The sequence below is a fragment of the Pseudothermotoga sp. genome, assembly GCF_031962025.1.
In the GTDB taxonomy this organism is placed as follows: domain Bacteria; phylum Thermotogota; class Thermotogae; order Thermotogales; family DSM-5069; genus Pseudothermotoga_B.
This window is the reverse complement of record NZ_JAVRKW010000002.1, coordinates 155,940-175,073: the sequence shown is the minus strand read 5'-3', so window position 1 is coordinate 175,073 and position 19,134 is coordinate 155,940. Positions and strand designations below refer to the sequence as shown.

Sequence of the window (19,134 nt, the reverse complement as noted above, 5' to 3'; positions counted from 1 at the left end):
TATAAATGAAAATCAACAGAACAACCAGTGGTTTTGAAGTTAGATACAAAAATCTCTTAATCTCTCACAAAGAAGATAATCCACTGTTTTTCTGCGGCATTGGAAAAGCAGACTTTGAAATGCACCATGGGAATTTTCAGATCACAGATGAGCTGTTTCTCAAAGTGCCTTTGAGAAAATTTTCCATCCACGAAAACAAAGTGAGTTTTGAAGAATTGCTGACTGTAATTTTTGAAGAATCAGACGGCTGTCTTCAGATCACCTTTGAACCAATCGACAAAACTCTGAACAGAATCTGGTTCAGACTGCCTTTAAAAAACAACGAACATATCTACGGATGCGGCGAACAGTACTCATATTTTGACCTGAGAGGAAAAAAACTTCCTATCTGGGTGAGCGAACAGGGTGTCGGACGAAACAAAAAAGACCTGATAACTCTCTTTGCCGACCTGTCTTCCAATGCCGGTGGTGACTGGTACACCACTTATTTTCCCCAACCAACTTTTGTCTCTTCAGAGCTGTATTTCTGTCACATCGGCGGTTCCTCTTACATGGTATTTGATTTCACCAAAGACTATGCTCAGATAGAAGTCTGGCAATTACCGATAACAGTGAAGATATACTCAGCTCAGGACTGGCAGGATCTTTTTGGCAAGATGACAGAATTGCTCGGCAGACAGCCAAGGATCGCCGATTGGATTCTTGACGGAGCGATTCTGGGTATACAGGGTGGAAGCGAGATAATGCTCAAAAAAATAGATAAAATGAGAAGCAAAGGGCTAAAAATAGCAGGTGTCTGGATTCAGGACTGGGAAGGAAAAAGAATTACAACTTTTGGAAAACAGTTGATGTGGAACTGGGAATACTCAGAGAATCTCTACCCTGATTTACCTGAAACTATTCAAAAACTCAAAAAAGAAGAGATACGTGTTCTGGGATACATAAATCCTTTTCTGGCACTCGAAGGCAATCTTTACAAAGAAGCCAGTGCCAGAGGTTTTCTTGTGAAAAAACAAAACGGTGAGGAATATCACATCGTTGTGACTACCTTCTCTGCGGCGATGGTCGATTTGACAAATCCATACGCCAGAGAGTGGTTGAAAAATGTGATCAAGCAGAACATGATCGGCATAGGATTGTCTGGCTGGATGGCAGATTATGGAGAATACTTTCCTGTAGATGCTGTAGTTTACAGCGGTGAGTTTGGAGAACTTTTGCACAACAAATTTCCAGCTCTATGGGCTCAATTGAATTACGAAGCTGTCAAAGAATCAAAACGGGACGATATTGTCTACTTCATGCGTTCTGGTTACACCGGCAGTGCAAAATACACTCCTCTTTACTGGAATGGTGATCAACTGGTCAACTGGTCGAAAGACGACGGTTTAGCCAGCGTGATACCGGCAACACTCTCTCTTGGTCTGAGCGGGGTTGCCCTGGTTCATTCTGATATCGGCGGCTACACGACTTTGGCGAAAAACGTCCCTGATCTGGTGAGAACGGTGAGATCAAAAGAACTGTTTCTGAGATGGACTGAACTCTCTGTTTTCACACCGGTTATGAGAACCCATGAAGGCAACTGGCCAGATGAAAACTGGCAATTTGATTCAGATGAAGAAACAATTGAGCACTTCGTGAGTATGACAGAACTCCACAGAAAACTCAAGAGTGTCTTTTTAAAATACATCGATGAATACTGCAAAACCGGGTTACCAATTATAAGACCTCTTTTCCTTCACTATGATGAACCGCGTTGCTATACAGAACAATACGAATTTTTGCTGGGTAGGGACATACTGGTGGCACCAGTGTTAAACCAGGGGGTACAGGAGTTAACAGTTTATCTGCCAGATGATCAATGGATCCATTACTGGACTGGCAAAGAGTACCACGGCGGAGAACACAAAGTCCCTGCCCCGCTGGGAAAACCTGCGTTTTTCATAAGAAAGGCTGGTGAGAAACTTTGGAAAGATTGAAAGTGGGTCTGGTAGGTTTAATGCAACCAAATTTCAGAGGAAATAAAGAAGCTGTATTCAACAGATGTCTTACAGGTTTGCATGAGCTCTCCAAACAACTTGATTTTGATCTGTACCATGTGAAAAAACTCGTTGCAAATGTTGAAGATGCACAAAGATCAGTGAAAGAGCTTGAAGCTGAAGGCATAGATTTTCTGTTAATTTTGAACGCTTCTTTCGCATCTGGCTATCTGATACAGGTTTTTTCTGAGCTGGAGACCTTTCTCGGTTTGTGGGCTATACCTGAAGAAGGAGACCACGGACCGTTGCCTTTAAACTCACTGTGTGCGATGAACTTGAATGCCAGTATCCTTCGAAAGAAAAAACCACACAGAAAGTTCAAATGGTTTTATGGATATCCAGATCAGGAAATTTTCAAAAAACGCATCACTTTGACGCTCAAAACCCTGAGTGTCATTAAGAACTTGAAAAACAAAAAAATACTCCAGGTGGAAGGCTGGGCTCCAGGATTTGACAATTTGGCTTATGAACCATCTGATATATACAATCATTTTGGCATAACCGTTGAAAAAATCAGCTTCAAAGAACTGGTTAGATTGATGGCTTCTCAAAAACAGGCTGAAACCACAATCGATCAGATGAAAAGACATTTTAACAGTATAGACAATCTTTCCAATCAGACTCTACCAAAAGCCGCTTTGCTGGTCGATGTGATTAAAGAGCTTTATCAATCAGGTTATGAAGCTTTTGCAATAACCTGCTGGCCTCAGTTCAGATCGCAACTTTCAATGGTTCCATGTGCCAGTTTTGGATTTTTAAATGACATGGGTATCACAGTCTCGTGCGAGGGTGATCTTTACGGAGCTCTGAGCATGCTCATACTCAGATACATAGCAAAATGTCCTTCTCTGATTTTTGACATTTCCCATATAGACATGAAGGACGACAGCGTTCTGTTTTGGCATTGTGGAATTGGCAGTAAATGCTACTCTCAAAATGTCTGGATGGAAAAGCACTTCAATCCCGGACCGTTTGACCCGCAAAAAGGCTGGCTCACGATGGCACCGGTTGCAAGCATGGTTTTGGATAAAATGCCGGCAACTGTCATGAGATTGACCGACAATGGACGTGGTATATTCTTCTTCAGAGGTGAATTCACCGGCGATTCCAAGCCGTCTTTCGATGGCAGCCGCGGCTGGTTACACAGCATGGCTTTGGGTGAACAAAAACTGAGTGTGCTCGATCTGATAAACACCATTATGACATACGGTCTGGAGCACCATTTTTGCGTCGTGAAAGGAAACTGGGAAGAAGAGCTCTTTGAACTGAGCTACTGGCTCGATCTGAAGATTTTAAAAGTACTTCCATACAAAGACTACATGAAAGCTGAAGAGGTGTGAAGGTGAAGAAAAGCCAGGTGACAATAAAAGACATAGCTCAGCTCAGTGGTTATTCAATAAACACAGTCTCAAGAGCTCTGAGCGGCAGGGGGTATGTGAGCCAGCAGGCAAAACAAAAGATTTTAGAAATTGCGAGAAATATTGGATACTACAAAGACAAAACGGCTCTTTCACTGAGACAGAGAAAAACCAGAATCATAGGTGTTGTAATAGTCGATAACTCAAACCCATTCTATGCGGATGTCTTGAGCGGAATAGAGGACGCGGCTTATGAAAAAGGCTTTGAAACGATACTCGTCAATACCTACAGAGATCCAGAACGTGAAAGAACAGCCGTTATTAAAATGATCGAAAGAAGAGTCGATGGAATAATCATCACATCGACCCAGCGCAACTGGGAATTTTTGCTTGGCGTGAATCACAAGACCAATATAGTGATCGTTGGATCACACTTTAGAGGTCTAAAATCTGTCAGACCGGATGACGAAAAAATTGGCTACATCGCAACAGAATATCTGATCCAGATGGGTCACGAGAATATCCTAATGTTCAATTCATTGCCAGAAAAATTCACATCTCAATTTCGTCAGAAAGGCTATTCAACGGCAATGAAAAAAGCAGGACTGTCACAGCACATTATAAATTCTTCAGAAGGGTTTGAAAATTCTTATGGGAAATTTAAAGAGTTCCTGCAAACAGAACTGTCAAAGAAAATAACGGCTGTTTTCTGTTATAACGACATATTTGCCTATGCAGTCATCAACGCCGCAAAAGAGATGAAAATAAAGATTCCAGATCAACTGAGCGTTGTGGGCGTAGACGATCTGGTCTTTTCAAGCATCATCAACCCCCCGCTGACCACCGTGCACATAGACAGAAAAGAACTCGGTCGGCAGGCTTTTCTTTCAGTCATCGGTGAAAATCAGGTAGAAGAAAACATACTCGATGTAAAGCTCATCGAAAGATCCAGTGTTGTTAGGGTTAAATAACATCCATTCAAAGTATAGGCTTTGTGAAAAGTTTGATAGCCTGTGCCGCCTTATTTTCACAGGGTATTCCTGTGTACCTACTTTTTATTGCAAATTCACTGGCTACTTTTGTATATTTGATTGTCCTGTGTGATTTTTGGGTTTTGTAAATTTTTGTGATTGATATTGAATTTTATGATATGATGTGATATAACACAAACCAAAACCTTTAAGCAGGAGGGGAGTGTTATGAAAAAATCCTGGGTAATGTTTGTTCTGAGTTTCCTACTTGCAATTTTCCTTGAAAACTGTGCAACCGTTCCCAGTCAACAAGAAACAGCACCTAGAATCATCTGGCAAAAAGCACTCGGTGGATCTTCTTTTGATGAAGCAAATTCAATTCAACAGACTGCTGATGGTGGTTACATAGTTGCTGGGTATACTTGGTCAGACGATGGTGATGTGAGTGAAAATAATGGTCGTTATGATTTTTGGATAGTAAAACTTGACAGTAATGGAAATATAGAATGGCAAAAAGCACTCGGTGGATCTTCTTTTGATGTAGCAAATTCAGTTCAACAGACTGCTGATGGTGGTTACATAGTTGCTGGGTATACTGCTTCAAACAACGGTGATGTGAATGGAAGCGAATATCATGGTGGAACTGACTTTTGGGTAGTAAAACTTGACAGTGATGGGAATATAAAATGGCAAAAAGTACTTGGGGGATCTAATGATGATGAAGCAAATTCAGTTCAACAGACTACTGATGGTGGATATATAGTGGCTGGGTATACTGAGTCAGACGATGGTGACTATGACTTTTGGGTAGTAACACTTGACAATAGTGGAAATATAGCATGGCAAAAAGCACTCGGTGGATCTGATTGGGATGTAGCACATTCAATTCAACAGACTACTGATGGTGGATACATAGTGGCTGGGTATACTAACTCAAACGATGGTGATGTGAGTGGAAATCATGGTAACAGTGACTTTTGGGTAGTAAAACTTGACAGTAATGGGAATATAGTCTGGCAAAAAGCACTTGGTGGATCTTCTTATGATGAAGCATATTCAATTCAACAGACTACTGATGGTGGATACATAGTGGCTGGGTATACTGAGTCAAACGATGGTGATGTGAGTGGAAGCGGATATCATGGTGGTTATGACTTTTGGGTAGTAAAACTTGACAGTAATGGGAATAAACAATGGCAAAAAGCACTTGGTGGATCTGGGAATGATGAAGCATATTCAATTCAACAGACTACTGATGGTGGATACATAGTAGCTGGGTATACTTGGTCAAACGATGGTGATGTGAGTGGAAATCATGGTAATGATGATTTTTGGGTAGTAAAACTTGACAGAAATGGGAATATAGTCTGGCAAAAAGCACTTGGTGGATCTTTTTCTGATGGAGCATATTCAATTCAACAGACTGCTGATGGTGGATACATAGTAGCTGGGTATACTTGGTCAAACGATGGTGATGTGAGTGGAAGTCATGGTAACGATGACTTTTGGGTAGTAAAGCTTGGATGGTGAATACAGGTGAGCCGTTGTGGCTCACCTTATTTTTTCAAGTTTTGTGCGATGTTTGCTCACTGACAAAGAACAGAATCAGCACAATCCACATCAAAATCGAGTTCAGTGCCTGAGCTTCGCCAATGTGGCGGGTGCTGAAAAGTTTATAAGTTGCGACAGATAGTGTTGTCAGTTGACCATCTGAGAGAATTATCGTTGCTGTGATCTCTCCAAGTGAGATTGCCATGCAAAACGCGAAGGCTCCAAGCAATTCTTTTCTAAAGATGGGCAGAGTTATTTTGAAAAACCTTTTCACAGGTCCACAGCCGTCAAGTTTGCTCACTTCTTCCAATTCTTTTTGAAGACTTCTCCAGACATTTTCAAGTGAGCTGTGAACCAAAGGTAAAGATATCAAAGCGTAAACAGATCCGAGTTTTACTGCCTGAGGTATTTTGTTCATAAGAATCATTCCAAAAGCCATAGTGGCTGGAGAGACAGCCACCGGCAAATACATCAGCACCGAAAAAGGGCTCTTCAGTCTGACAGAAGCATAAGAACTGATCAACCCAAGAAGACAGACTATCAGGCTCACTGAAAAACTCAAAAATATGCTGTAAAAAATCACAGATTCAGCATTTGCACCAATTATCCATTCAACGCTCTGACTGAACAATCTTTTGAAATTTTCTACTGTGAAGGTTCCACCGTATCTCAAAAATCCACCAACAGAAGCCATGGTAAGCGGTAAAAAGACCAAAAAGCCAACAATCGCGATATAAAAATAAGACCATCCTGGTTTTTTCTCTTTGAATGGTTCACCGAAGTATTGTTGCGATTTATTGGAAAGCATCAGAAAAATAAGACTTGCAAGTACCACAAAGATCATCTGAAAAAATGTCAGAGACAGTGCGCTTTCAAAATCCAGAAGCACTTTAAGATACATGTATATGCTCACTTCAATTGTGGAAAATCTGACTCCCCCCAAGATTAAGACAACGGCAAAACTGGTAAAACAGTAAAGGTACGAAAGGGCAAAAGCTGAACCGATAGCCGGAGCTATCAAAGGCAATTCGATGTACCAGAATCTTTCAAATCTTGAAGCTCCTTCGAGATTAGCCATTTCAAGAAGGTTTTTGTCTATTCTTTCAAGTGCATCGCCGACAATTCTTATGAACAGAGGAAAATTGTAAAACACGTGTCCCATCAAAACCGCTGTGAACGTATACAGTATTCTCATTTTCAGATTGAACACAGACAAAAACAAATTCACCAAACCATTGTTACCAAAGGTCAGTAAAAAACCTATAGCCATAGATATTCCCGGAAGAACAAAAGGTACCATGCTGGCAGATTTCAAAAGACTTCTCAAAATCCCGGGAAGCTTTGTTCTTGCAATCAAGTAAGCGCCGGGTATCCCAAGAAACATCGTCAAGACAGCCGAAATCAGCGCTTGAAAAACTGTGAATTTTATGATGCCTGTATTCTTTGAAAATGCCTGATAGAAATTGTCAACAGAAAATCTCAAAAACAATAGGATCAGTGGATAAATCAGAAAGGTGCCGATAAAAACCACCGGCACCAGTACCAGAAATATCTTCTTTTTCATTTACCTATCATTACCTTTGCCCACTGTTCAAGCCATTCTTTGCCTTTTTGATCAAACACTTCATAATCAAACGGTAGAATTTTGCCTACATCGGGTGCGTATCTGTACGCCTGCGGAAGTTCTATTTCTATAACCGGGTACATCCATTGATTCAACGGTATCTGAGATTGAAATTCTTCGCTCAAAACAAATTCGATGAATTTCTTTGCAAGCTCGACATTTTTTGCACCTTTCACGATCGCCGCGTACTCAATCTGCACAAAGGCACCTTCTTCCATTATCACCGGCAGGTACTTGAGGCTACCATACTCATGATAACTGTAGGCACCATCAGTTGCATAGCTCACCATTATGTCAGCTTCACCGGTTTCAAGCATGCTAAAAGCTTCATCCCATCCCGGTGTTATGGTTAAAATGTTGTTTTTCAAATTTTTCCAGTATTCCAAAAATCCATCTTCACCAAAAGCCGCAACCGTCCAAAGCATGAACGAAAGTCCTGTGCTCGATGTTCGAGGGTCCTGAACTACCAGCTTTTTTCTGAATCTCTCATCAAGAAGCTCTCTGAAAGATCTGGGTGGGTTGCTGATTTTCTCGGTGTTGTAGACCAGAGCAATTGCACCATAATCGAAAGGCGTGCCATAGCCCTGCAAGTCAAGCAGCTCTTTATTTTTAACTCTGTATATGCTCTGCGGGGTGAACTGCATCAAAAGTCCTTCAGAAACAGCACGCCTGAGCAGGGGTTGATCCAGTCCAATCACGACATCTGCCTTTGGCTGATCTTTCTCAAGAATCAACCTTGCAAGCACATTTCCAGCATCCCCAAAAGACAGTACTTTTACTTTGACGTTGTTCTGTTTTTCAAAAACCGGCAAAACCTTCTGCGCAATGCCCGATGCAAAACTGCTGTAGGTGTACACAACCAGTTCTTGAGAGAATATTGACACAGCCAAAATTAGTGATACAATAAGTAACAACTTTCTCATATACACCACCTCCCCTAAGTTAAAACCCCGCCACCGGCGGGGTAATTTGGTTTTCAATTTGCTCCCTACGCCGGCATTACCCGGATCAGGTTCAAGGGTCGAGGACTTCCGTCCTCCTCTCAGCCCCGGATTAGAAGCTCCCCTGCAAACATATTCACTTTGCATTTTTATTGTATCATAGAAAACAACCTGTGTGAATGCCAAAATGTCCGATTTTGAGGATATGTTATAAAATTGTTCTGTAATGTGAGAGGAGTGGAATACTGTGAAACTTGGTGACAAGATCCCCAAGAATGTTTTTGATGAACTTGGAATCAGTGCCTTTTCTGATCTTCCATTCATTCAACAGCTCAGTCAAAAATTGAACGAGAGTGTCAAGATCATAGCCAAGGTTTCAAGTAAAAAACTTCAAGAAGCAAAAGATCAGAAAAAATTTCTCTTAATGACTCTGGTGGATAAGACTGGAAGTGTGAGAGCTGTTGACTGGTACAATGCCGATAAAAATTTCACCAAGATCAACGAAGGCGATGTCGTTCTGGCAAAGGGAAGAGTTGTTTATTTTGAAGATCATGTCCAGATTAATCTGGATAAAGAGCCAGATTCCATAAGATACCTGAACGATTCAGAGTACGACTTTCAAAGATTTGTCGATGTAACAAGCCAGGACATCGACAAAATGTACGAAAAACTGACCGTTTTCATCAAAGAAATTCGAGATGACGAGCTGAGAAAATTGCTGCAAAATATATTCATAGAAGATGAATCGTTTGTCAAAGAATTCATCCAGATTCCAGCCGGTATAAGCGTTCATCATGCTTACATTGGAGGTCTGCTCGAGCATACAGTGGATGTAGCAACATTGTGCAAAAGAGCTTCAACTGTGTACGAGCAGTTTCTCAACAAAGACATTTTGATAGCCGGTGCGATTTTGCACGATATTGGAAAGGTAAAGGAGTACAGAGTAACTCAAAAAGGTTTTGAAATGACCGATGAAGGTGAATTGATCGGACACATCGTGCTCGGCACACAGATGGTCAGAGAATATGCAGCCAAAATCTCACTGAGCAGGAACAAGTTGATGCAGTTAGAGCACATAATTCTTTCTCACCACGGAGAGCTTGAATGGGGATCACCTGTGGTACCAAAAACAGCAGAAGCCTTCGTGATCCACACACTTGAAAACATGGATTCAAAGCTCGCACGATTCAGAGCAATAGGTGAAAAGGAAAAGAAAAATGGCGCTGAAAAACTCTGGAGTGAATACGACAAACACCTTCAAAGACGTCTCTGGCTGGGAGGGATTGAACAATGAAGATAAAATTCGGTACATCTGGCTGGAGGGCTATCATAAGTGATCAATTTACATTCAGCAACGTAAAGATAGTGAGTCAGGCAATTGCCGAGTACATCAAGAAAGTTGGCGGAAAAACCGTGATAGTCGCACGCGACACTCGATTCATGACGGAGCACTATGCCCAGCTGGTAGCACAGGTCTTAGCGGCAAATGGTATAAAGGTACTGATGCCGGAAAATCCCACTCCAACACCCGTCGTTTCATTTGCGATAAGACACTACAAGCTTTCTGGTGGAATAAACATCACCGCATCGCACAATCCACCTGAATACTGCGGTATAAAATTCAACCCGGCTGATGGATCACCTGCTCCACCAGATGTGACAAAAGAAATAGAAGCTATAATCGAAAGAATAGACGAAAGTAAAGTACCATTGATCAGCATTCGCGAAGCAAGTGCCAAGGAACTTTTTGAAATCTTTGATCCAAAGTCCGATTATATGAAAGCAATTGCACAAAAAGTCGACCTTGAAAGGATCAGATCTGCAGGCTTGAAAGTGATCGCAGATTTACTTTACGGGACTTCAATAGGTTATCTTGACGAACTGTGTAAATCGATCTGCGGAGAAGTTGAAGTCTATCACAATTACAGGAACCCGTATTTTGGGGGCGAGAGACCCGAACCGGATGAAGATAGACTGAGGGATCTTTCAGAAAAGGTTAAAAATCGAGGCTGGGATGTCGTTGTGGCAACCGATGGCGATGCGGATAGATTTGGAATAGTCGATGACAACGGTGAATACGTTAAACCAAATGAGGTAATCGCACTGCTTGCTCATCATCTGTATACACACAGAAATTTGAAAGGACCTGTCGCAAGGACAATTGCCACATCCCACGCGATTGATTCCGTAGCACAGTTTTTCAAACAAAAAGTTCTTGAAACACCGGTGGGGTTTAAGTTCCTTGCGAATGTACTTCTTTCAGAGAACGCGGTCATCGCGGGAGAAGAGAGCGGTGGTCTTACCATACAGGGACATACACCGGAAAAAGACGGAATCTTAGCGTGTCTGCTGGTTCTTGAGATGATTGCGTACGAAAAAAAGAGTCTTTCGCAAATAAGAAAAGACTTCCGTAGCAACTACGGTGAATTCTTCAATACGAGAATAGACTTTGAGCTGACCGATGAAAAGGAAAAACAGGAACTTTTGACGAAATACAGAAACATAAAAGATTACCTGACTGGTATCAAAATCGTCGATCAGGATTCGATCGATGGAACCAGGTATTTCTTTGACAGACCCGGTTCCTGGATACTTGCAAGAGCTTCTGGAACAGAACCAGTTGTGAGAGTGTACATTGAGGCAAAGGATCTTCAAACTTTTCAATCAATACTCTTAGCTGTACGCAAAATGAGTAGATAGGAAGGGAAAATAAGAAAGGAGGGTACAGCACATTCTCCATCTTATAGAAGATGGAGTTTTTTGCGCTGAATGTTGATGAAAAAGGTCATAATAGTTGAATCACCTGCTAAAGCAAAGACCATACAGCAAATTCTCAAAGATGAATATGACGTGATTTCTTCAAAAGGGCACGTACGCGATTTGCCCGAGAAGGAATTCGGTGTGAATATACAGAAAGACTTTGAACCAGAGTTCAAGATCATCGACGGAAAGGAAAAGGTTGTACAGGAGCTTTCCACAAAAACCAGAAATAAAGAAGTTTTGCTGGCATCGGATATGGATAGAGAAGGTGAGGCAATAGCCTGGCATCTTGCGGATATACTTGGAATTTCAGGCAAAAAGAACAGGATTGTGTTCAGCGAGATCACGCCGCAGGCTATAAAAAGCGCAGTAAAATCTCCAAGATACATAGATATGAACAAGGTTCAAGCTCAATTGGCAAGACGCATACTCGATCGCATAGTGGGATATAAAATAAGCCCATTGCTATGGAAAATGCTCAAAGCGAATTTGAGCGCCGGCAGGGTTCAATCGGCTGCGCTGAAAATCATCTGTGAAAGGGAGATCCAAAGACACAGGTTTATCCCAAAAAAATTCTGGAAAGTTCAGGGCTATGCGGGTTCAATTAAATTTTATCTAACGCACATAGACAAAAAAAGAATAGAAATGCAGGATGTCACAAAACAAATAGCTCAGGACATAGAAAAGAACGTAAAGAAGTTGAAGGTAACACAGGTTAAAAAAAGAGAAGTACGAAAAAAACCCCCTATGCCTTTCATAACCAGTACACTTCAACAGGAAGCGGCAAACAGGCTCGGTTTTTCTGTGAGTAAAACTATGCAGATTGCACAGCAACTGTATGAAGGAATCGACACACCAAGCGGGCACAGGGCTTTCATAACCTATATGAGAACAGATTCCACAAGAGTTTCTGAATATGCAAAACAAATGGCAAAAGAGTACATACTGAACAATTACGGTGAAAAATACCTTGGAACACAAAGTTCACCCATAAAAAAGGGGCAGAATGTTCAGGATGCACACGAAGCGATCAGACCGGTTGATGCGAATTTCACCCCAAAAGAAGCTGAAAAAGAACTGTCAAAAGATCACGCCAAGCTCTACAGACTCATCTGGGAAAGATTTGTTGCATCGCAGATGAGTGAAGCAATTTACCAGGAGACAACAATCATCTTTGAAGCTAACAGGTACACATTTGAAGCAAAAATAGAGCACAGAATCTTCGACGGCTTTGAGGTTCTGTTGAAAAAAGAAAAAGAACAGCAGTTTGAAATTCCATCTGATGAAGTTTCAGTCACCAAATGGCAGATAGAAGAAGATGAGACAAAACCCCCATCGAGATACTCCGAAGCCACAATGGTTAGAGCACTCGAAGCAAGGGGCATAGGTAGACCGAGCACTTATGCTACCATAATCTCAACCCTAATCGAAAGAAAGTACGTTGTCAAAAAATCCCAGGAACTTGTTCCGACGGTGATGGGTTTTGTGGTCAATCATTACATGGAAAAGAAATTCCCCCAGATAGTAGATCTACAGTTTACGGCACGCATGGAGGAAGCACTGGATAAAGTAGAACAGGGGCAGAAAGATTACAGAGAGTTGCTCAAAGAGTTCTACGAACAGTTCTCCAAATATCTGGATGATGCTCAAAAAGAGTGGCTTTCAATAGACATCCCGACCAATTTGAAATGCGACTGCTCTGGAGAATATCATCTGAAGGTTGGAAAGTACGGACTGTACTTAGCCTGCCAGAAATGTTCCAAAACAAGTTCCGTTCCCCTTGATTCACCGGCGGTGTTGGATGAGAAGATGTATTTTCAGCTCGAACAGGAATCATCGAAAATAGACTCATCGAAAATAACATGCCCTGTTTGTGGAAATGAGCTACAGCAAATGGACGGAAAATTTGGAAAATATTTGAAATGCAAAAACTGTGGCAGGACTTACACAGGCTTTGCAAGGGGTAAATGTCCAAAATGTTCTTCTGTAGTTGAAAAAAAGATCTCAAAGAACAAAAGAGTATTCTTCAAATGCACAAATCAAAATTGTGATTTCATAAGCTGGCTTGAACCATCTGATGAAAAATGCCCCGAATGTTCTCAAACCCTTTATTACAAGAAGAATCGATCGAAAGAAGTTCTGTACTGTCAGAACTGCAAAAAGTCCTTTGATTTGAAAAAATAAGGTGGGCAGCTGCCCACCTTATCCGTATTTTTTCATGGATATTTTGTTGAGCAATCTGGCTGTGAATATCAAAATGATTATACCGGCTGGAACCAACACAAATGGAGATATTCTGAAAGCACCGTATATCAGATACATGATCAGAGCCACAAAAGCACAGGTGAGAGCATAGGGTATCTGTGTGTTCACATGGTCTATGTGATCACTCCCGGAAAAGATAGAAGCAAGAACTGTCGTGTCTGAAATAGGTGAGCAATGATCTCCAAAGATTGCACCGGCAAAAACCGCACCAGCCATCACTGTAACAGAAAGCCAAGCGTCGTTGGTGATGTTGTAAGCTATTGGTATGGCGATGGGAGTTATTATTGCCATAGTCCCCCAGGAAGTACCCGTAGCAAAGGAGATCAGCATACCAACCACAAAAATAACTGCCGGGACGAAAACAAAAGAAATATTCTTTCCCACTGCCGAGACAACATACCCTGCAAGGTTCATATCTTTCGTCACAGTCCCTATCGACCAGGCAAGCACGAGAATTGAACACGCAAGCAGCATCAATTTGAATCCCTCTAAAACCGTCTTCACAGTCTCTGTAACTGTCATCAGTCTAAAACCAAGAGCAATCGCCATACCGGTAAGCGTCATTGCAAAAGCACCCCAGAGCAAAGCGGTTGCCGCATCGGCATTACCGAGTTTTTCGATGAGACTTTCTCCTCCAACCTTTGCACCGGTATAGTAGAACCCAATTATTGTCACAACTATCAGCGCCAGGATTGGTAATACAAAAGTTAAGATCATCGGCTTTTTTTCTATTGGTTTTCCAAGCTCGAAATCAACGTTCAACATTGGTGATGCACCATCTCTGGAAGTCTTGCCTTCTCTCTGAGCTCTTATCTCTGCTTTCAACATACTTCCAAAATCCCAGTTCGTAATCGCGATGATTCCAACAAAAATCACCGTGAAAATACAGTAGAAATTGAAAGGAATACTTCCCAGGAATGCCTTTAGCGGTGAGATATTTGTTATACCTGCACCATCCATACCATTTTGAATCATCGCCAGTTGATAAGCTATCCAGTCAGAGATGAAAAAAGTTGCCACAGGAGCAGAAGTAGAATCGAGAATATAAGAAAGCTTTTCTTTTGAAATCCTGTGCTGCTCAAAAATATCCCTTGTGACATTTCCAACTATTGCCGCATTTATGTAATCGTTAAAAAAGACGATGATTCCCAAAAGCCATGCCCAGACGCTTGCAGATCTCTTGGTTTTTATCCTTGTTCTTGCCCAGTCTGCAAGTGCCTTGCTTCCACCAAGTCGCCATATAAAAGCTATACCAGCACCCATGAATAAATTGAACAAGAGCAACTTTGCGTCCCATTCGTCTGCCATTGAACCAATGATTTTTTCAAGAGAATAGCCAATTCCCGAGATGGGGTTGAAGTTGTTCAGCAACAGACCGCCTGTGAAAATGCCAAGGAAAAGAGACAGCAGGACGTTTTTGGTAATAAAACATAAAACGATGGCAACAAGCGGTGGCAGTATCGACCACACAGTACCTTCCACTGAATACACCTCCCCCGGTTGGCTTTTCTCTAAAAACAAGTATAAACAAAAAAGCAGGGTTTTAACCCTGCTTATTTATATTATACCACAAAAACAAAATTTGTCAAGAGGATATTTAAATACCAGATTTCTCTTTAAGTATACCACATTTTTGAGAGATATACAATCAATTTGTGTGATGTAAAATTGATATTGGAAGATCACACAGTTGAGGTGATTGAGGGTTGATCGAAATACCAAAGATGGAGTTCATAGAATATTTCAACGCACCAATTGAAGCTGTATGGAACGTCTTTGTCAATTCAAACGGCTGGGATCCATGGTTCACAGACGGGATGAAGATGGAGGTCAAAGAGGGTGGAAAGATATTTTTCCGCTGGATCCGATTGACTGATGGCGAGACAGTAGAGGACAGAGGCATCACGATGATTCTTGAGCCGCACAAAACATGGGAATTCTGGTGGTATGAGTATGAAGACGGTTTCAGATCACACGTGACTGTGAATTTTCAAGCCAATAAAGATAAGGGGACCTGGGTGAAGATACAGGATAAAGTCCTGATAGCTGATATCAATGAACTTTCCATAGCTTTTGGATGTGCCTTTGGCTGGGGACAGATGCTTTGTCTTGCAAAGGCATATATCGAAAAAGGATTAATCCTGATATAGGGGGTGATAGTATGTTCAACATCTTTTTACCAACAAAGATCTTCTTTGGTGAAGGTGCTCTTGAAAAACTCCCATCGTCTGTTAAAGACCTTGGCAAAAAGGCAATGATCGTCACGGGTAAAAAGAGCTCAAAACAGACCGGTTTGCTGGATAGAGTAGTGAAAATGCTTGAACAGAAAAACATCGGCGTAGTTGTTTTCGACAGAGTACAACCAAATCCGGTGAGCGACGATGTCGATGAAGCTGCACAGATCGCAATTAAAGAAAAAGTAGATTTTGTGGTCGGTCTTGGCGGAGGAAGTGCCATAGATTCAGCCAAAGCAATAGCCATAACAGCGATGATGGGTGGAAAGTTCTGGGAATATGTAACAAAAAAACCGGATAAAGCACTACCTGTGATAGCAATACCAACAACACACGGAACCGGTACCGAAGCAGACCCATTTGCCGTTATAACCAACCCGCAGACCAGTGAAAAGGTTGGTATAGGTTACAGCGTCATCTTCCCGAAGATTTCGATAGTTGATCCATCGCTGATGACAACTCTGCCAAAGGACCAGACAGCTTATACATCTATGGACGCTTTTTATCACTCTCTGGAAGCTTTTCTCAATGTAGACGCAAATGTCTATTCAGACACTCTGGCAGTAGATTCCATGAAAAGGATCGTTGCAAACCTTCAGAGTGCTTATGAGAACGGCAATGATATCTACGCACGCACAAATCTTGCATGGGCAAGCACAGAAGCCGGTATCACTGAAACTGTCACCGGTGTGATTGCAAACCACGCCATAGAACACGGATTGAGCGGGTTCAATCCACAGCTTCCACACGGCTTGGGGCTGTGCATAACAGGTCCACATCTACTTGAGTACATGTACGATGACTGCTACGAAAGACTTGCAGTTCTTGCCAAGGAAATCTTTGGGGTTGAAGAATACAGTGTAAAAAAGGCTGCAAAACTTTTCATCGAAAAACTCTATGAATTTCAAAACAGATTCAATCTCAACCAAAAACTTTCAACGCTTGGTTTTGAACAGGCACAGCTTGAAAAAATAGCACAGGTTGCATACAGAACGATGAAAGGCGTTGTTGTAAAATCACCAAAAAAACTCAGCGAACAGGACCTGTACCAGATAATCAAACGCGCATTTTGATCATTTTTAACAGTTTTGCAACCTGTTGAGGTTAAGATATGAATTGTAAAAGCACCAGCGGACATGGGAGGTGACAGGATGCCGTTTTACAGATATGTGTGTGACAACTGTGGATCACAAAAGACGATTCTTCACTCGATCAACGAGAATCCCGTTGTCAAGTGTGATTCTTGTGGTGGAGAAATGAAACGCGCGATTTCAAGAGTGGGAATTGTTTTCAAAGGAAGCGGATTTTACTGTACGGATAACAGAAAAAACGGCTCAAAACCGAGCGAATCTAAAACAGAATCTGAAAAAGAAAAAGTGGCATAACATGGGGCTTCACGCCCCAGATTTTTTCCAAGCCGGGAGGTGCCGACGTGTTTACAAAAAAAATCGACCATGTGGGTATTGCGGTGAAAAATGCTTCTGAAAAACTTTCACTGTATCAGAATTTTCTTGGTTTGAAGGATGTTCATGTGGAAGAACTTCCATCAAGAGGAATAAGGGTTTACATGATAAAAGTTGGCGAGAGCAGAATAGAATTGCTCGAGCCAATGAATGAACAATCAGAGATAAACAAGTTTCTTGAAACAAAAGGCGAAGGAATCCACCATGTGGCTTTCAACGTCGAAGGAATTGATCAAGCGGTAGAGCTTGCCAGGAAAAATGGTCTTCAGCCGCTCTCGGATTCTCCAAAACCCGGTGCTGGCGGTACAAAGGTTCTGTTCCTGCACCCGAAAACGACCGGTGGAGTTTTAATCGAACTTGTTGAAGGTAATCATTGAGGGGGTATGAAGATGGACGAATTGATAGAAAAACTACAGCAGATGAACGAAAAGATAGAGCAAGGCGGTGGAGCTGAGAAAATAGAAAAGCAACACGCTCAGGGTAAACTCACCGCGCGCGAAAGGATAAATCTTTTGGTTGACGAAGGTTCCTTTGTCGAAACAGACAAGTTCGTCAAGCACAGATCCACACTCCTTGGAATGGACAAAGAAGATCTGCCATGTGATGGTGTTGTAACAGGTATAGGCAAGATCAACAAAAGACCGGTTGCAATCTTTTCTCAGGATTTCACCGTCATGGGTGGTTCCTTGGGTGAAATGCACGCAAAAAAGATAATGAAGATAATGGACCTTGCAATGGAACTCGGTATACCGCTTATCGGTATCAACGATTCCGGTGGCGCAAGAATTCAGGAAGGTGTGGATTCACTGTACGGCTATGGTGGCATTTTTTATAGAAACACAATCGCATCGGGTTTGATACCGCAGATAACTCTCATCGCAGGACCCTGTGCGGGTGGTGCTGTTTATTCACCAGCCATAACTGATTTTGTTGTCATGATAGACAAAAGTGCGAAGATGTTCATAACAGGTCCCAATGTGATAAAAGCAGTTACAGGCGAAGATATTAACCAGGAAGACCTTGGAGGCGCCTATGTACACAACACAAAAAGCGGTAATGCACATTTTCTGGCTGCAAACGAGCAGGATGCGGCATCTTTGATCAAAACACTCCTTTCATATATACCCCAGAACAATCTGGAAGAGCCAGAATATGTACCTGCAGATTACGATCTTTCAGTTAGCGATCAGATACTTTCGATCGTACCCGTTGAACCCAATAAAGGGTATGATGTCAGAGATGTGATAAAAATGGTGGTGGATCAGGACAGTTTCTTTGAGGTGCACAGGCATTACGCGAGAAACATCGTTGTTGGCTTTGCGAGAATCGCCGGCAGAAGCGTCGGAGTGATCGCAAATCAACCATCTGTTCTAGCTGGCTCTCTGGACATAGACTCTTCAGACAAAGCCGCAAGATTTATAAGATTTCTCGATGCCTTCAACATTCCGATCGTAACCTTTGTTGACACACCCGGTTACCTACCCGGAGTTCAGCAGGAACACGGAGGAATCATAAGGCACGGTGCGAAACTTCTGTACGCATACAGTGAAGCGGTTGTACCAAAGATAACAGTGATCCTGAGAAAGGCATACGGTGGAGCCTATATAGCCATGGGTAGCAAGCACCTGGAAGCTGATTTCGTTGCCGCCTGGCCCACAGCAGAAATAGCGGTTATGGGACCTGAAGGTGCTGCGAACATCATCTTCAGAAAAGAGATTGAAAGTGCACCTAATCCTGAAGAAAAAAGAAAAGAACTGGTACAGCAGTATCGGGATGCCTTTGCAAATCCATACGTTGCTGCATCGAGAGGTTACATAGATGCTGTAATAGACCCAAGAAAGACCCGCGAATGGATCGCCATGGCACTTGACATTTGCAAAACAAAGGTCAAGTCCAATCCAAAGAAAAAACATGGTAACATACCTCTGTGA

15 protein-coding genes and 1 riboswitch are annotated in these 19,134 nt (G+C 42.0%); of the genes, 12 read left to right on the top strand and 3 right to left on the bottom strand.

Going from position 1 to position 19,134, the window contains the following annotated elements:
• Positions 1 to 5: 5 nt before the first annotated feature.
• The 4 genes from AC4E92_RS02745 (at position 6) to AC4E92_RS02730 (ending at position 5,895) form a co-directional block, all read left to right on the top strand.
• Positions 6 to 1,976, top strand: a complete 1,971-nt coding sequence (locus AC4E92_RS02745; RefSeq protein WP_490239056.1) for an alpha-glucosidase — start codon at positions 6 to 8, stop codon at positions 1,974 to 1,976.
• Positions 1,964 to 3,376, top strand: a complete 1,413-nt coding sequence (locus AC4E92_RS02740) for a hypothetical protein (protein WP_490239055.1) — start codon at positions 1,964 to 1,966, stop codon at positions 3,374 to 3,376. Before AC4E92_RS02745 ends, AC4E92_RS02740 begins: the two co-directional genes overlap by 13 nt.
• Before the next feature lie 2 nt (positions 3,377 to 3,378).
• On the top strand, positions 3,379 to 4,365 hold the full coding sequence (locus AC4E92_RS02735; protein ID WP_490239054.1) for a LacI family DNA-binding transcriptional regulator: 987 nt from the start codon (positions 3,379 to 3,381) through the stop codon (positions 4,363 to 4,365).
• A gap of 228 nt (positions 4,366 to 4,593) precedes the next feature.
• Positions 4,594 to 5,895 (top strand): autotransporter outer membrane beta-barrel domain-containing protein, encoded by a 1,302-nt coding sequence (locus AC4E92_RS02730; protein ID WP_490239053.1) that lies wholly within the window; start codon positions 4,594 to 4,596, stop codon positions 5,893 to 5,895.
• 34 nt (positions 5,896 to 5,929) lie between these two features.
• On the opposite strand, the gene AC4E92_RS02725 is transcribed toward AC4E92_RS02730, so the two are convergent.
• Positions 5,930 to 7,480, bottom strand: coding sequence for an ABC transporter permease (locus AC4E92_RS02725; RefSeq protein WP_490239052.1), 1,551 nt, complete (start codon positions 7,478 to 7,480; stop codon positions 5,930 to 5,932).
• Positions 7,477 to 8,463 carry a thiamine ABC transporter substrate-binding protein gene (locus AC4E92_RS02720; RefSeq protein ID WP_490239051.1) on the bottom strand — a complete coding sequence of 329 codons (987 nt, stop codon included), beginning with the start codon at positions 8,461 to 8,463 and terminating at the stop codon, positions 7,477 to 7,479. Before AC4E92_RS02720 ends, AC4E92_RS02725 begins: the two co-directional genes overlap by 4 nt.
• Positions 8,464 to 8,508: 45 nt before the next feature.
• Positions 8,509 to 8,617, bottom strand: a riboswitch (TPP riboswitch).
• Positions 8,618 to 8,728: 111 nt separating this feature from the next.
• Between AC4E92_RS02720 and AC4E92_RS02715 the strand changes: the two genes are divergently transcribed.
• From AC4E92_RS02715 to topA, 3 genes are all read left to right on the top strand, one after another.
• Positions 8,729 to 9,775: a 3'-5' exoribonuclease YhaM family protein gene (locus AC4E92_RS02715; protein WP_490239050.1), complete on the top strand. Its 1,047-nt coding sequence runs from the start codon at positions 8,729 to 8,731 to the stop codon at positions 9,773 to 9,775.
• Positions 9,772 to 11,181, top strand: a complete 1,410-nt coding sequence (locus AC4E92_RS02710) for a phosphoglucomutase/phosphomannomutase family protein (RefSeq protein WP_490239049.1) — start codon at positions 9,772 to 9,774, stop codon at positions 11,179 to 11,181. Before AC4E92_RS02715 ends, AC4E92_RS02710 begins: the two co-directional genes overlap by 4 nt.
• A 69-nt stretch (positions 11,182 to 11,250) precedes the next feature.
• Positions 11,251 to 13,425: a type I DNA topoisomerase gene (topA, locus tag AC4E92_RS02705; protein ID WP_490239048.1), complete on the top strand. Its 2,175-nt coding sequence runs from the start codon at positions 11,251 to 11,253 to the stop codon at positions 13,423 to 13,425.
• A gap of 18 nt (positions 13,426 to 13,443) precedes the next feature.
• On the opposite strand, the gene AC4E92_RS02700 is transcribed toward topA, so the two are convergent.
• Positions 13,444 to 14,988 (bottom strand): Na+/H+ antiporter NhaC family protein, encoded by a 1,545-nt coding sequence (locus AC4E92_RS02700; RefSeq protein ID WP_490239047.1) that lies wholly within the window; start codon positions 14,986 to 14,988, stop codon positions 13,444 to 13,446.
• Positions 14,989 to 15,212: 224 nt separating this feature from the next.
• On the opposite strand from AC4E92_RS02700, the gene AC4E92_RS02695 reads away from it, so the two are divergent.
• The 5 genes from AC4E92_RS02695 to AC4E92_RS02675 all read left to right on the top strand — a co-directional run bounded on the left by AC4E92_RS02695 (position 15,213) and on the right by AC4E92_RS02675 (position 19,134).
• Complete coding sequence (locus tag AC4E92_RS02695; RefSeq protein ID WP_490239046.1) at positions 15,213 to 15,656, top strand: SRPBCC family protein; 444 nt, start codon at positions 15,213 to 15,215, stop codon at positions 15,654 to 15,656.
• Between the two features lie 11 nt (positions 15,657 to 15,667).
• A complete protein-coding gene (locus tag AC4E92_RS02690) occupies positions 15,668 to 16,813 on the top strand; it encodes an iron-containing alcohol dehydrogenase (RefSeq protein WP_490239045.1) in 1,146 nt (381 codons plus the stop codon).
• Between the two features lie 78 nt (positions 16,814 to 16,891).
• Entirely contained in the window at positions 16,892 to 17,125 is a 234-nt protein-coding gene (locus AC4E92_RS02685) for an FmdB family zinc ribbon protein (RefSeq protein WP_490239044.1), read from the top strand.
• A gap of 47 nt (positions 17,126 to 17,172) precedes the next feature.
• On the top strand, positions 17,173 to 17,580 hold the full coding sequence (mce, locus tag AC4E92_RS02680) for a methylmalonyl-CoA epimerase (RefSeq protein ID WP_490239043.1): 408 nt from the start codon (positions 17,173 to 17,175) through the stop codon (positions 17,578 to 17,580).
• Positions 17,581 to 17,592: 12 nt separating this feature from the next.
• A complete protein-coding gene (locus AC4E92_RS02675; RefSeq protein WP_490239042.1) occupies positions 17,593 to 19,134 on the top strand; it encodes an acyl-CoA carboxylase subunit beta in 1,542 nt (513 codons plus the stop codon).

Bases quoted from the DNA above. Each gene is read 5' to 3' on its own strand.
- AC4E92_RS02745 (WP_490239056.1), top strand. From the start codon at position 6: ATGAAAATCAACAGAACAACCAGTGGTTTTGAAGTTAGATACAAAAAT.
- AC4E92_RS02730 (WP_490239053.1), top strand. From the start codon at position 4,594: ATGAAAAAATCCTGGGTAATGTTTGTTCTGAGTTTCCTACTTGCAATT.
- AC4E92_RS02725 (WP_490239052.1), bottom strand. From the start codon at position 7,480: ATGAAAAAGAAGATATTTCTGGTACTGGTGCCGGTGGTTTTTATCGGC.
- AC4E92_RS02720 (WP_490239051.1), bottom strand. From the start codon at position 8,463: ATGAGAAAGTTGTTACTTATTGTATCACTAATTTTGGCTGTGTCAATA.
- AC4E92_RS02710 (WP_490239049.1), top strand. From the start codon at position 9,772: ATGAAGATAAAATTCGGTACATCTGGCTGGAGGGCTATCATAAGTGAT.
- topA (WP_490239048.1), top strand. From the start codon at position 11,251: ATGTTGATGAAAAAGGTCATAATAGTTGAATCACCTGCTAAAGCAAAG.
- AC4E92_RS02690 (WP_490239045.1), top strand. From the start codon at position 15,668: ATGTTCAACATCTTTTTACCAACAAAGATCTTCTTTGGTGAAGGTGCT.
- AC4E92_RS02685 (WP_490239044.1), top strand. From the start codon at position 16,892: ATGCCGTTTTACAGATATGTGTGTGACAACTGTGGATCACAAAAGACG.
- AC4E92_RS02675 (WP_490239042.1), top strand. From the start codon at position 17,593: ATGGACGAATTGATAGAAAAACTACAGCAGATGAACGAAAAGATAGAG.